Annotated in this window: 14 protein-coding genes and 1 tRNA gene; 6 read left to right on the top strand and 9 right to left on the bottom strand. The window is 68.9% G+C overall.

Annotated elements, in window-relative coordinates; translation table 11 throughout:
- The first annotated feature begins 68 nt into the window (after positions 1-68).
- Positions 69-443: a nuclear transport factor 2 family protein gene (locus tag ABD329_RS05040; protein WP_344316006.1), complete on the top strand. Its 375-nt coding sequence runs from the start codon at positions 69-71 to the stop codon at positions 441-443.
- Positions 444-582: 139 nt separating this feature from the next.
- Here the strand turns inward: ABD329_RS05040 and ABD329_RS05035 are convergent, their stop codons facing one another.
- On the bottom strand, positions 583-1,860 hold the full coding sequence (locus ABD329_RS05035) for a cytochrome P450 (protein WP_198281102.1): 1,278 nt from the start codon (positions 1,858-1,860) through the stop codon (positions 583-585).
- 315 nt (positions 1,861-2,175) lie between these two features.
- Between ABD329_RS05035 and ABD329_RS05030 the strand changes: the two genes are divergently transcribed.
- Positions 2,176-2,952, top strand: a complete 777-nt coding sequence (locus tag ABD329_RS05030; RefSeq protein ID WP_198281101.1) for a VOC family protein — start codon at positions 2,176-2,178, stop codon at positions 2,950-2,952.
- A 187-nt stretch (positions 2,953-3,139) separates the two neighbouring features.
- Positions 3,140-3,526 carry a VOC family protein gene (locus ABD329_RS05025; protein WP_044573040.1) on the top strand — a complete coding sequence of 129 codons (387 nt, stop codon included), beginning with the start codon at positions 3,140-3,142 and terminating at the stop codon, positions 3,524-3,526.
- A 47-nt stretch (positions 3,527-3,573) separates the two neighbouring features.
- On the opposite strand, the gene ABD329_RS05020 is transcribed toward ABD329_RS05025, so the two are convergent.
- The 5 genes from ABD329_RS05020 to ABD329_RS05000 all read right to left on the bottom strand — a co-directional run bounded on the left by ABD329_RS05020 (position 3,574) and on the right by ABD329_RS05000 (position 6,784).
- The gene (locus ABD329_RS05020; protein ID WP_198281100.1) at positions 3,574-4,002 is read right to left on the bottom strand and encodes a DnaJ family domain-containing protein; all 429 of its coding nucleotides are present in this window, start codon (positions 4,000-4,002) and stop codon (positions 3,574-3,576) included.
- A gap of 59 nt (positions 4,003-4,061) precedes the next feature.
- On the bottom strand, positions 4,062-4,658 hold the full coding sequence (locus ABD329_RS05015; protein ID WP_344316004.1) for a TerD family protein: 597 nt from the start codon (positions 4,656-4,658) through the stop codon (positions 4,062-4,064).
- The gene (locus ABD329_RS05010) at positions 4,600-5,445 is read right to left on the bottom strand and encodes a hypothetical protein (RefSeq protein ID WP_198281098.1); all 846 of its coding nucleotides are present in this window, start codon (positions 5,443-5,445) and stop codon (positions 4,600-4,602) included. The genes ABD329_RS05015 and ABD329_RS05010 overlap by 59 nt, the downstream gene beginning before the upstream one ends.
- A gap of 115 nt (positions 5,446-5,560) precedes the next feature.
- Positions 5,561-6,136, bottom strand: a complete 576-nt coding sequence (locus ABD329_RS05005) for a TerD family protein (RefSeq protein ID WP_198281097.1) — start codon at positions 6,134-6,136, stop codon at positions 5,561-5,563.
- A 225-nt stretch (positions 6,137-6,361) separates the two neighbouring features.
- Positions 6,362-6,784, bottom strand: a complete 423-nt coding sequence (locus tag ABD329_RS05000; protein WP_198282578.1) for a TOBE domain-containing protein — start codon at positions 6,782-6,784, stop codon at positions 6,362-6,364.
- A gap of 178 nt (positions 6,785-6,962) precedes the next feature.
- On the opposite strand from ABD329_RS05000, the gene ABD329_RS04995 reads away from it, so the two are divergent.
- Both ABD329_RS04995 and ABD329_RS04990 read left to right on the top strand, forming a co-directional pair.
- Entirely contained in the window at positions 6,963-7,367 is a 405-nt protein-coding gene (locus tag ABD329_RS04995; RefSeq protein WP_344316002.1) for a pyrophosphohydrolase domain-containing protein, read from the top strand.
- A 49-nt stretch (positions 7,368-7,416) separates the two neighbouring features.
- Positions 7,417-7,557 (top strand): hypothetical protein, encoded by a 141-nt coding sequence (locus tag ABD329_RS04990; protein ID WP_198282430.1) that lies wholly within the window; start codon positions 7,417-7,419, stop codon positions 7,555-7,557.
- A 439-nt stretch (positions 7,558-7,996) separates the two neighbouring features.
- Here ABD329_RS04990 and ABD329_RS04980 read toward each other — a convergent pair.
- Positions 7,997-8,070: transfer RNA gene (locus ABD329_RS04980), tRNA-Pro, on the bottom strand.
- A 113-nt stretch (positions 8,071-8,183) separates the two neighbouring features.
- Positions 8,184-9,113 (bottom strand): metallophosphoesterase, encoded by a 930-nt coding sequence (locus ABD329_RS04975; RefSeq protein WP_344316001.1) that lies wholly within the window; start codon positions 9,111-9,113, stop codon positions 8,184-8,186.
- A 77-nt stretch (positions 9,114-9,190) separates the two neighbouring features.
- Here ABD329_RS04975 and ABD329_RS04970 point away from each other — a divergent pair, with 77 nt between their 5' ends.
- Positions 9,191-9,661 (top strand): GatB/YqeY domain-containing protein, encoded by a 471-nt coding sequence (locus ABD329_RS04970; RefSeq protein WP_198275989.1) that lies wholly within the window; start codon positions 9,191-9,193, stop codon positions 9,659-9,661.
- A 164-nt stretch (positions 9,662-9,825) separates the two neighbouring features.
- Here the strand turns inward: ABD329_RS04970 and ABD329_RS04965 are convergent, their stop codons facing one another.
- Entirely contained in the window at positions 9,826-12,081 is a 2,256-nt protein-coding gene (locus tag ABD329_RS04965) for a transglycosylase domain-containing protein (protein ID WP_198275990.1), read from the bottom strand.
- Positions 12,082-12,429: the final 348 nt, after the last annotated feature.

The following is a 12,429-nucleotide window of genomic DNA, read 5'->3' as shown; positions in this document are numbered from 1 at the left end:
GTCGCCCCGCGCCTGTGGATAACGTTCCCGGCGGGATGGACGCCAGGCCGCATACCGAGGGGGAGCTGATGGCCGACATAGCCGCGACGGTGGAGACGTACTGGGCAACGGCCCAGGCCAGGGACTGGCGGGCGTTCGGCGCCACCCTCGCCGACGACGTCCGCTACGAGCTGCCGCAGACCCGCGAGCGGGTGCTCGGCCGGGACGGCGTGGTCCGCTTCAACGCGGAGCACGTGGGCGAGTGGAGCCTGGAGGTCGAGCGCGTCGTCACCGACGGCGATCAGGCGGTCTCCTGGGTGAGTTTCAGCGTGGACGAGGAGGAGACGCAGGCGATCAGCTTCTTCACCGCCTCGGCGGACGGCCGGATCCAGACCATCACCGATTTCTGGCCGACGTCGTACGAGCCCCCGCGTGAGCGCGCGCACTTGGTCGAACGCTTCTGAATGCCCTCCCCGTATCGGATGCCCTCCCCGTATCGGATGCCCGATACTCTCCCCTCCCTCCGGGTCCCTGCTCTGCTGGTCCCCTGCCCCCCTCCGGCCCCCGCCCCCTCCCTTTCACCCCGCCCCTCCCCGGGCTCGGCTACTTCAGCAGCACCGGCAACTCCTCCACGCCGTAGACGATGGAGAGCTTCCGGAACGAGAGCTTCTCCGCCGGTACCGCGAGCCGCATCTCCGGGAACCGCCGTATGAGCGCGGGGTAGGCGGCCCGGAGTTCCATCTTGGCCAGCTCGGCGCCGATGCAGCGGTGGATGCCGTACCCGAAGGCCAAGTGAGAGGGGGCCTGCCGGTGCGGGTCGACCCGCTCCATGTCCGGGCCCAGCTTCTCGTCCCGGTTGGCGCCGCTCAGTGAGCACAGCACCAGATCACCGGCGGATATCCGGGTGCCCGCGATCTCCATGTCCTCGCGGGCGAACCGCGGGAAGGCCACCTGCACCACGGTGAGATAGCGCAGCAGCTCCTCCACGAACGGGTCCACGACCTCGTCCTGGTCACGTATCGCGGCGAACTGCTCGGGGGCCTGGAGCAGCACCAGCGTGCCGAGCGCCAGCATGCTCGCGGTCGTCTCCAGACCGCCGGTCAGCACCCCGTCGGCGAGCCCGGCCAGCTCATGGTCGTCGAGCTCGTCGCCGTGCTCCTTCACCAGCATGCCGAGCAGCCCGTCGCCGGGCGTCTCACGCTGTTTCCGCACGATCCCGTGCAGATAGGAGAGGGAGTCCGACATCGCGCCGAAGGAGGCGTTCGCCCCGTCGAAGAGGTCGAACCGCGCCGTGCTGTGGCGCTGGAAGTCGTCGCGGTCCTCGTACGGCACACCGAGCAGTTCGCAGATGACCAGCGCGGGAATGGGAAGCGCGAACGCCTGTACGAGATCCACCGGGCCCTCGGCCGCGGCCATCTCGTCGAGGCGCTCCTCCACGATGGAGTGGATGCGCGGGGTGAGCCTGCTGAGCCGCCGCATGGTGAATTCGGGCGTCAGCAGGCGTCGCAGTCTCGTATGCGTCGGTGGATCGCTGAATCCGAGACCTCCCGGATTCTGCTGCGGGGCGACGCCGATGTTCCGATCCGCGAGGTTGGTGAAATCGGAGCTGAAGCCCTTCGCCTTTCCGAGCACCGCCTTGGTCTCGTCGTATCCGGTGACAAGCCAGGCATTGATCCCGAAAGGCAGCCATATCTTGCTGATGGGTTCCTTTGCCCTGGTTCGGGACAGATCGGCAATGGGGTCGAGGCCGTCGCGCCTCAGCGGTGCCAGTGTGGCGTCCGGGAGGAACGACATCTTGGACAAGTCGAAGCCGTTCTTCTGAATTCTCGAAAAGTACTTGCGGCCCAGCCAGGCGACGATGTTTGAGCGGAGATTCGACATGGCGCAATACTGCCCTGCCGCGCCCGGACGGCCATGCTCCGATGCCGGACCCGCCCCGGTGTGATGCGCCACAACAGCGTATGCGCCCTCCGCGGGCGGGCACTCCGGAGGGCGCGGGCGGGCATCAACGCGCCGGTGGGTACCAAGGTGGCGCCGACCGCGAAATCGGAGGAAGGTGTAGATATCGGGCATGAAGCCCGAACGGTGACGGCTGCCTGCGGGACGTCTGTGGCGCCCCCAGGGATATGAGTGAGGTGAGTGGCCTTGCGGGAGAGGTTCCGTGCTGTCCAGGGCGCGCCCTGCTGGGTGAGTCTGATGGCAGCGGATCTGGACCGCGCGCACCACTTCTACGGAGAGCTCTTCGGCTGGGGCTTCCGCCCCACCCGGCAGGGTCACGGCCGTTACACCATCGCGTACACCGAGGGCGGCGTACCGACCGTCGGCATCGGCGCCTCGTCCCCGTCGGCGGGGGTGAGCCTGCCGGTCACCTGGACCACGTACTTCGCGGCGGACAGCGCGGACGAGGTGGCCTCGCGCGTCCAGGAGCGCGGCGGCACGGTCGCGGTCGGGCCGCTGGAGTTCGGCAGCGGCCGGGTGGCCTGGGCGGCCGACCCGGACGGGGCCAACTTCGGTATCTGGGAGGGCGATCTGACCTCCGCCTGGTGGGGCGAGCGCAGACCGGGCGCGCCCGTATGGCTGGAGCTGCGCACCCGTGACGCGTTCGAGGCGGCGCTCTTCTACGGTCAGACCTTCGGCTGGGACACCCAGGGGCGGGAGCGCTGCGACGTCCGCTTCGAGCACGACCGGGTGGTCCTCCATATCGACGGTAAGGCGGTCGCGGGGCTGCGCGGCGGCGCCATCGAGGCCGCCCCGGACCCGAACGTCCGGCCCCGCTGGCGGGTCTACTTCTGCGTGAAGGACGTCGACGAGGTCGCCGAACGCGCCGCGGAGCTCGGCGGCGGCGTCATCTCCCTGCCGGCCGACACCCCCTATGGGCGCATCGCGGCGCTGCGCGACCCGGAGGGCGGGATCTTCAGCGTGGCGGCCGTGCGGAAGGGGCCCGCGGACGGGGATCCCGACGGTTGTAGCTGAGGGGGAGGGAATCCTGACGGCTGTGGCTGTGGCTGTGGCTGTGGCTGTGGCTGAGGGGGAGGGGGCCGGGCCCCTCGACGGCTCTGGGCGTCGGCGCCTACGATCGGAAGTACGGCATCGCGTGTCGGTCACCGGCTGGGTGAGGCATGGAGGTGCCCGTGAGATTGCCTTACGGAGGCATTCCACAGTGTCTGTCGAGTTGAATCACACGATCGTCCATTCTCTGGACAACCACGAATCCGCGGAATTTCTGGCGAATATCCTTGGCCTCGAGGTGGGAGAAGAATGGGGCCCGTTCGTTCCGGTGGAGACCAGTAATGGTGTCACCCTGGACTTCGCCACCATTCCCGGCGAGTCGATCGTCATGCAGCATTACGCGTTCCTCATCTCGGACGAGGAGTTCGACGCGGCCTTCGGGCGGATCCGGGAGCAGGGGGTCACGTACTACGCCGATCCCCATCTGAAGCAGCCGGGCGAGATCAACCACCATCACGGCGGGCGCGGGCTGTACTTCATGGACCCGGCTGGTCATGGCATGGAGATCATCACTCGCCCGTACGGCAACGAGGAGTAGTCCGGCACCGCGGTGGACCGGGGCGCCGTACGCCCCGGTCCACCGGCTCAGTCTTCCTCTGCCCGCTCTTCTCGCTCACGGTCCCGGCGCTCCCGCCACGCCCGTACCGCCTCGTCGATGTCGAAGGGCGCGAGATTGAGCGGCGGGCCGGGCGGGGGCCGCCGGATCGCCTCACGGATCTTGTCATTGACCTCCGAGAGGATCTCCCGCACCATCCGCTCCGACGGCGCCTCATCCACGGCGGTGAGCGCGTCCTCCGCCTCTTTTCGCAGTACGAGTGTCGGCGGCAGAAACGACAGATTCTCGCGGGCCATCTTCTCCTTGACCCACCACAGATCGTCGTAGGGCCTGTCGAGATTGGGGAGGGGTTTTCCCTTCCCCTGGAGATTGGCGAACGCGCCGCGTTCCTCCGCCTCGCGGATCTGTCGGTCCGCCCACGTTTCGAAACTGATACCCGGTGGCTTTCGCTCGGTCACCCTCAGATTCTCCCTCGGGCGGCGCGAAACGCGCCACAGGGCCGTATGGGAACGGGCGGTCAGAGGTGGGAGGCGAGCACCGGCAGCAGATCCTGGAACGTCCGCCCGGTGGCGGGTGCGCCGATCGCCGACATCTGCCAGGCGCCGCCCGTCCCGCCCCCGCCCGCGCGGTTCACCTTGGCCATGATCTGGGCCGTGTACGGGCCGCCACCGCTCAGGGTGTAGCGGGCGAGCTCCTGGCCGTTGGTCTCGTCGACCAGACGGCAGAAGGCGTTCTGCACCTCGGCGAAGGTCTGTCCGGAGAACGAGTTCACCGTGAACAGGATCTGATCGACATGGACCGGGACACGCTGTAGATCGATCAGGATCGATTCGTCGTCGCCGCCCTGGCCCGCGCCGCCGACGAGGTTGTCGCCGGTGTGCCGTACGGATCCGTCGTCGCTCGTCAGATGCTGGAAGAACACGACGTCGACGGCTTCCCGCCCCGCGAAGAGCACGGCCGAGGCATCCAGGTCGATCTCCTTGGCGGTCAGCCGGGCGAGGAACCCCTTGCGCGGCGCGGCCTGCCAGCCCAGGCCCATGCGCACCGCGGTGAGCTCACCCCCGTCGGACTTGCTCAGGCTGATCTGCTGGCCCTTGGCCAGGTTTACCGTCATGTGGTTCCTCTCTCGCTCTTCTGACTCGACTCGTCCGGGACGGGCTGTGCGACCTCGCCAGCCGGTCGCGCAGAAACGGCAGGATGCCGCGGTGAAGAAGGGCCCTCAGCCAGGCGTCGCGGGCCGTGGCGACGGCCGCGTCATCCCGGTGCCCGAGGCGGGGCGGGTGCGCGGGTGGATGCCGGTGAAGACGTAGATGCCCATGAGGACGCGGGCGCGGGCGCTGGACGTGGGCCGGGGTTCGGTGGCGTACGGCGGTGACGAGCAGGCAGGCCACCCCCACCACCAGAGTGAACGCCGCGATCGTCGCGCTGGTCAGCCCGGCGGTCAACAGTGCGTCCGCCAGCGGGCGTTGGGAGTCGAGGAGCCCCAGCAGCCCGCCGAGGAGCAGAAAGGCCGCGGTCGAGGCGCCGGCCAGGGCGGGGGTGAGGACGGCGAGCACCGGCAGCAGTCCACGGACGCCTGCCGAGGGGGTGGGTGAGCCGGATAGGGCAGATGCGGTGGATGCCGTGGACGCGGCGGGCGTGGCGGGCGTGGTGGACGCGGCGGGCGTGGTCGTCGCCGCGGCGGCGCGTTGCCGGAGGTACGCGGCGTACTCGGGCGCGGCGGCCGTCGCGATCAGCTCGCTCGCCACGAGCGCTTGGGCGCGCAGCCGTTGGATGTCCGCGTCCCCGGCAGCCCCGTTGCGCCGCAGGGCCTCACGGATCTCCGCCGTACGCAGCGCCTGGTGCAGCGCCCGCTCGAAGTCGGGCCTGTCCTCGGCCTGTAAGCCGGGTGGGGCGGTCATGTCCGCGCTTCCTCGAAGCTTGATGAGTAGGAAAGAAGAGTGCGTTAGGAAAGAACCGGCCGCCGGGCCCGCCTCAGGGGAAAGGCCGGACCGGGCGGCCGCAGGAGGGCGTCGGTCAGAGGCTGACGCCGAAGTCGGAGGCGATGCCGGCGAGCCCCGAGGCGTACCCCTGGCCGACCGCGCGGAACTTCCACTCCGCACCGTTGCGGTAGAGCTCGCCGAAGACCATCGCCGTCTCGGTCGCGGCGTCCTCGCTCAGGTCGTAGCGGGCGAGTTCGACGTTGTCGGCCTGGTTGACCACCCGGATGAAGGCGTTCCGGACCTGGCCGAAGTTCTGGCTGCGGCTCTCCGCGTCGTGGATGGAGACGGGGAAGACGATCCTGGCGATCTCGGCGGGCACGGCGGCCAGATTGACCTTGATGGCCTCGTCGTCGCCCTCGCCCTCACCGGTGAGGTTGTCGCCGGTGTGCTCCACGGAGCCATCGGGGCTGGTGAGGTTGTTGTAGAAGACGAAGTGCCGGTCGGACGCGACCTTACCGGCCTCATCGCACAGCAGCGCGCTCGCGTCGAGGTCGTAGTCGGCGCCCGTCGTCGTCCGCACGTCCCAGCCCAGGCCGACGAGGACGGCGCTCAGGCCCGGCGCCTCCTTGCTCAGCGAGACATTGCCGCCTTTGGACAGGGAAACTCCCACGATCTCCTCCTCGTGCTCGGTGGACCGGAGTCAAAATCTACAACACTGTAGAAGTTGGTGGGGTGGGGGCGGTGGGGTTGGCGAGATCTGGGCGGACGAGGGGGGAGGCAGCCGGGGCAGACGAGGCGGGGGAAGACGAGGCAGGACCAGGGGGAGGCGGGGCGAAAGCGGGCCGGACCGGGCTGGGGCGAAGACGAGTGCCCACCATCCCCACCGTCCAACGGCCTACGTGGTGGCGAGCGACACCTCGGTCGACTTGATCAGAGCGGTGACCCGGCCGCCCTCGGCGAGCCCCAGATCCGCCGCCGCGTCCTGGGTGATGGCGGCCGTGAGCTCCTGGCCGCCGCCGATGTCGATGACGACGGTGGCCATGGCGGCCCCGAGGGTGAGGCGGCTGACGGTACCCGGGAAGCGATTGCGGATGCTCAGCCCCGACACCTCCCCGGTGGCCAGCGCCACCTCGGTGGCCTTGGCCAGCGCCGTCACCTCGGAGCCCTCCCCGATGCCGAGCTCCTTCACGGCACTCATGGTCACGGCGGCCGTCACCATCTGCCCCCCGGACAGCCGCCCCTGGACCGTTGCCATGGCCTCGCCAGGCGTCACGGAGACGACGGTGGCGGGAAGCTGATTGCGGATGCTGAGACTCATGGATGCACCACCCCGGAGGCGGAGGTCAAGGGCCTGATACGCCTCACCCTAGGCACCCACCCGAGGATCCGCGCGCCGACGCACAACGGCCCCATACGCCGCACAGGGCTGAGCGGCGCTCCGCACCACCCCCTGGCCCGCGCCCAGCCACCCCATCCCTCCACGTACGATCGGACGAATGCGCCGCTCTCCCGCCGACCTCGTCCGCGAATTCCACCTGGCCTTCGGCCTCGACGCCCGTAAGACCCCCACCGAGGTCTCACCAGAACTCGCCGCCCACCGCCAGGATCTCCTGGCCGAGGAGTGCGCCGAAGTGGCAGAGGCGAGCGCCCACGGCACCCTCGACCACCTCGCCCACGAACTGGCCGACGTCGTCTACGTCGCCTACGGCACCGCCCTGGTCCACGGCATCGACCTCGACGAGGTGATCGCCGAGATCCACCGGGCCAATATGACCAAACTCGGCCCCGACGGCCGCCCCACCCTCCGAGCCGACGGCAAGGTCCTCAAGGGCGCCCACTACCAGGCCCCCGACGTCCCGGCCGTCCTCCGCCGCCAGGGCTGGACGAACGCGGCCGACTAGGCGTCCCGTCCGGACGGGACGGTCGCGGCTTGGGGGGCCGGAGCGAACGGTGCGGGGCGAGGTGCTGCGCGCGCTTCTGCTCAGCCATCTCACCCCCGCCGGGGAGGTGGCGAAGGCCGACGTCCGGGGAGCGCGGATCTCCGGACAACTGGATCCGCGGCATGGGGACATCACCTCCCAGTGCACCTGACCCACCGTTACTTCGACGCCGCACCTGATCTGTACGCCGCTCGCCTCGGCGAGCTGCACCTGTGGCGGTCCGTACTGCCGGGACTGGCCGCGGTCGGAACCCAGTTCGGCAGCTTTGTTGCGCTGAGCGAGTGCCGGGCGACCCGTTCGTGGACTGCACGCCCAGGGCCGCATCACGTTGCGCAGCGCTTGTATACCCGGGCGACTGCCCGCGGCCGATCGGCTGCCGCTGCTGGAACGCGATGAGTATCGCCACATGCCTACCAGCAGTTGACCGCCGCCTATCAACGCGTCGGCGACGACCCGGCCACGCGCCTGGCGCAGCTGGCCAAGCACCGACGCCACCGCATGAGTGGCGATTGCCACTTCACTACCCCAGAAACGAGTCAGGGGCCCGACCCGCTTTCGCGGATCAGGCCCCTGACCTGGTGTTCCTTCAGTCGGGGTGGCGGGATTTGAACCCACGACCTCTTCGTCCCGAACGAAGCGCGCTGCCAAGCTGCGCTACACCCCGAAGCAACGAGCTCTACTTTAGCGGACCTGTGGCCAGAGACGAAATCCGGTTTTCGAGGTCCCGCAGGTCGGGGCGGTCGGGCGGTCGGGGCGGGCCCGGAGGGTGGGGTGGGGTCAGGGGGTCTGGGGGGTGAGGGTGAGCAGGGTGGCTTCCGGGGGGCAGGCGAAGCGGACCGGGGTGTAGCGGTTGGTGCCGCAGCCCGCGGAGACGTGGAGGTAGGAGGTGTGGCCGCCGGCCTGGTGCTCGGAGAGGCCCTTCACCCGGCGGGCATCCAGGTCGCAGTTGGTGACCAGGGCGCCGTAGAAGGGGATGCACAGCTGGCCGCCGTGGGTGTGGCCCGCGAGGATCAGGGGGTAGCGGTCCGCGGCGAAGGCGTCGAGGACGCGCAGATACGGAGCGTGGACCACGGCCAGGGAGAGGTCGGCGCCCGACTCGGGGCCGCCCGCCACCTCGGCGTAGCGGTCGCGCTTGATGTGGGGGTCGTCGAGGCCGGTGAGGGCGATCTCGATGTCCTCCAGCTTCAGGCGGCCGCGGGTGTTCGAAAGACCGACCCAGCCGGCCGCGTCGAAGGCGTCGCGGAGCTCCGTCCACGGGTTGTGGATGGCGCCGACGACCGGGGGGTTGCCGTTCAGGCCGTGCTTACCGCTGGCCTTCTCCAGCAGATAGCGGGCGGGGTTGCGCGGCTTCGGGCCGTAGTAGTCGTTCGAGCCGAAGACGTACGCACCGGGGAACTCCATCAGCGGGCCCAGCGCGTCCAGTACCTCCGGCACGCCCTCCGGGTCCGAGAGGTTGTCCCCCGTGTTCACCACGAAGTCGGGGCGCAGCCCGGCCAGGGACTGGAGCCAGCGCTGTTTCTTGCGCTGTCCGCTCACCATGTGGATGTCGGAGACCTGTAGGACGCGCAGGGGGCGCATCCCCCGTGGGAGCACCGGAACGGTGATCCGCCGGAGCCTGAAGGACCGGACTTCGAAGCAGGCGGCGTAGGCGAGGCCGGCCGCGCCGACCGCCGTGATTCCCAGGGGTACTCCGTATCGCGCGCGCATGCCGTCCATGGTCGCAGAACGCCGCGGGGGGAGAAATCTTCGGGTGATTCCCGGCCAGTGCTGGCACACTCGACGCCATGACCACCACGCTCAAGTCCAGGCTTCAGGACGATCTCACCGCGGCGATCAAGGCGCGCGACGAGCTGCGCTCCTCGACTCTCCGGCTCACCATCACCGCGATCACCAAGGAAGAGGTCGCGGGCGAGAGCGCACGTGAGCTGTCCGACGCCGAGGTGGAGAAGATCGTCGCGCGGGAGGCCAAGAAGCGCCGTGAGGCCGCCGAGGCGTTCGAGAAGGGTGGACGCGCCGCGCAGGCCGAGCGGGAGAAGGCGGAGGGCGAGGTGCTCGCCGAGTATCTGCCGAAGCCCCTTACGGACGACGAGCTGAACGCCCTGGTGGCCGAAGCCGTGCGGGAGGCCGCGGCAGGTGGCGCGGAGGGGCAGCGGGCCATGGGCGCCGTGATGAAGATCGTGAACCCGAAGATCGCCGGACGGGCGGAGGGCGGCAGGGTCGCCGCCGCGGTGAAGCGGCAGCTCGCGGGCGGGTAAGCCGCGCCCGGAGGGCGTCTTGTCGCTTTGTGTTATGAGCTGTGTGCAGTGTGTGCGCCATGTGGTCCGCCATTGGGTGCGCACATCCGCCATTGGGCGCGCGCACAAGAAGGGGGCCGGACATCTTCGTCCGGCCCCCTTCGGCGCTCCATCACACGCCACCGCTACCGCGGAAAGTTCCAGCCGCCATTCCCATTGCCGTTACCGCCATTCCCATTGCCGCCGCCGATCAGGTCCGGGGGCAGGGAGATGTCCGGCCACGGGTTGTCCTGGCCGCCGTTGGCGCTGTGGTCGTTGCCCCTGTCGCGGCCCGGCTTGTGGTCGCCCGGCTTCTTGCGGTCGTGGGGCTTGCGCTGGTTCGGGTCCTCTATCTGGACGTTCACGAAGTTCGGCGCCTCCTTGCCGTCCAGCGCGCCGCTCATCGCGTCCTTCCAGATCGGGCCGGGGGTGTCCGCGCCGTAGACCTTGTCGTGCGGGACGCCGCCGATGGTGATGTTCTCCATCTTGACGCCCTTGGGGCCCGGGCCGCCGACCCACACCGCACCGGCCATGTTCGGGGTGTAGCCGACGAACCACGCGGCCCTGCGCTCGTCCGTCGTACCCGTCTTACCGGCGCTCGGGCGGCTCTGGAGCCCGGCCTGCTTGCCGGTGCCGTCCTCGACCACTCCGCGCAGCAGCTTGTTGATGGTGTCCGCGGTCTTCTCCGACATCGCGCGGGAGCACTTCGACTGCGGCACCTTCAGCTTCTTGCCGCCGGGGCCGGTGATCGACTCGATGAAGACCGGCGAGCAGTAGACACCGCGGTTGGCGAAGGTCGCGTAGGCGTTGGCCATCGTCAGCGGCGAGAAGCCCTCGGAGCCGAGGGTGACGGAGGGCACCTGGTTGTGCTCCTGGCCGTCGGCCCGCTTCGCCCCCATCTTGTCGGCCATCTGCGTCACCGGGCAGACCCCGATGTCGCTGATCAGCTGGACGAAGTAGGTGTTGACCGACTTGGCGGTCGCCTCCTTCATCCCGTACGGGCCGACCTCCTTCTCGTTCTCGTTCTCGACCGTCGCGCCCTCGTCGTTGCTCCAGGTGCCCTTGCAGGTGGTGACCGGGCTCGGGTACTTCATCTTGTACGGCGAGGAGTAGCGCTGGTACGGCTTCTTGCCCTGCTCGATGGCGGCCGCCGCGGTGATCGGCTTGAACGTGGAGCCGACCTGGAAGCCGTAGTTCGAGCCGCCCATGGACTTGTCCGCGGACAGGTTGATCTGGGTCTCGTTCTCACCGAAGCCGTACGGCCTGGACTGGCCCATCCCGAGCACCTTGCCGGTGCCCGGCTCGACCAGCGTCACCGCGGTGGCCACCGGGTCGGACTGGTAGACATGCTTCTTGATCGACTTCTGGACCGACTCCTGGGCCTGCGGGTCGAGCGTCGTGCGGATCGTCAGACCGCCCTGGGTCCACCGCTTGGCGCGCGCCTCCGCCGTCTTGCCGAAGGTCGGGTCGTTCAGCAGGGTCTCGCGGACGTAGTCACAGAAAAACCCGGCGCCCTTGACGGCTGTGATGCAGCCGCTCCTGGGCATGCTGACCTTGAGCCCGAGCGGCTTCTTCTGCGCCGCGGCGGCCTGCGCCGGAGTGATGTCCTTCACCTCGGCCATGCGCCGCAGAACGGTGTCGCGGCGCGCCTTGGCGGACTTCGGGGCGTTGATCGGGTCGTAGCGGCTGGGCGACTGGACGAGACCGGCCAGCAGCGCCGCCTGCTCCAGCTTCAGATCCTTGGCGGACTTGCTGAAGTAGCGCTGGGAGGCCGCCTCGATGCCGTACGCCTGCTGCCCGAAGAAGGTGATGTTCAGGTAGTTCTCGAGGATCCGCTTCTTGCCCAGTTCCTTCTCGACCTTGATCGCGTACTTCAGTTCCTTGATCTTGCGGCCTATGGACTGCCGGGTGGCCTGGGCGACCTTCTCCTTGTCGTCGCCCGCCTCCTCGACGAACACGTTCTTCACATACTGCTGGGTCAGGGTGGAGGCGCCCTGGGAGACCCCGCCGTCCTGCGCGTTGCTGTTGACCGCGCGGAGCACGCCCTTGAGGTCGATCGCCCCGTGCTCGTAGAAGCGGGCGTCCTCGATCGCGACGATCGCCTGCCGCATGTACGGGGAGATGTCGTTCAGCTTCACGATCGTCCGGTCGCGGGAGTAGACCTTCGCGATCTCCCCGCCCTTGGCGTCCAGGATCGTGGTCCGCTGGCTGAGCGGCGGTGTCTTGAGATTGGCCGGAATTCCGTCGAACTCCTCGACCGTTCCCTTGGCCGCCAGGCCGAGCGCCCCGACGGCGGGAAGCGCGAGCCCGGCCATCACGGCACCGGCCAGCGCGCTGACGCCGAGGAACTTGGCGGCCTGTTGAGCGGTGGACAGCCCCCCGCTCGAGCGCGTGTTTCCCATAGGACGCAGCCTACGTCTCGAATCGCCGGACAGGGGACCGGGCATTCGCATAAGCTGTTTCACGCCAGTCACAGCTGTGTGGCTGAGCCACACCCCCACCCTCACTCAAGTGAGTGATGAGACCTGCCCGGATTGCGGCCCCTGTCCTGAGCTGCCCGCTGTTCGGTGCGTGAACTGCCCTGGTTTGCACTAGTAATCGCAAATGTCACCAGCTCACTCCGTTGGGTGATCTGCCGCGTACCCATAGTCCGTTCGGACCATCCAAGATTGGGCCCGCAGGGGGTGTTGCGCTGTGTCTCGCTTCCGTAACGTCCTCAACTGGCGACGGTGAATATGCCGTTTGTCGCC

Origin of the sequence: Streptomyces javensis (genome assembly GCF_039525925.1) — a bacterium.
Taxonomy (GTDB): Bacteria; Actinomycetota; Actinomycetes; order Streptomycetales; family Streptomycetaceae; genus Streptomyces; species Streptomyces asiaticus.
Note: the sequence above shows the minus strand (reverse complement) of the source record. Positions and strands in the feature narration are given on the sequence as shown.

Coding starts and splice junctions, on each gene's coding strand:
- ABD329_RS04970 (WP_198275989.1), top strand. CDS start 9,191: ATGACCACCACGCTCAAGTCCAGGCTTCAGGACGATCTCACCGCGGCG.
- ABD329_RS05010 (WP_198281098.1), bottom strand. CDS start 5,445: ATGACCGCCCCACCCGGCTTACAGGCCGAGGACAGGCCCGACTTCGAG.
- ABD329_RS05040 (WP_344316006.1), top strand. CDS start 69: ATGGCCGACATAGCCGCGACGGTGGAGACGTACTGGGCAACGGCCCAG.
- ABD329_RS04965 (WP_198275990.1), bottom strand. CDS start 12,081: ATGGGAAACACGCGCTCGAGCGGGGGGCTGTCCACCGCTCAACAGGCC.
- ABD329_RS04995 (WP_344316002.1), top strand. CDS start 6,963: ATGCGCCGCTCTCCCGCCGACCTCGTCCGCGAATTCCACCTGGCCTTC.
- ABD329_RS05030 (WP_198281101.1), top strand. CDS start 2,176: ATGGCAGCGGATCTGGACCGCGCGCACCACTTCTACGGAGAGCTCTTC.
- ABD329_RS05035 (WP_198281102.1), bottom strand. CDS start 1,860: ATGTCGAATCTCCGCTCAAACATCGTCGCCTGGCTGGGCCGCAAGTAC.
- ABD329_RS04975 (WP_344316001.1), bottom strand. CDS start 9,113: ATGCGCGCGCGATACGGAGTACCCCTGGGAATCACGGCGGTCGGCGCG.
- ABD329_RS05000 (WP_198282578.1), bottom strand. CDS start 6,784: ATGAGTCTCAGCATCCGCAATCAGCTTCCCGCCACCGTCGTCTCCGTG.
- ABD329_RS05015 (WP_344316004.1), bottom strand. CDS start 4,658: ATGACGGTAAACCTGGCCAAGGGCCAGCAGATCAGCCTGAGCAAGTCC.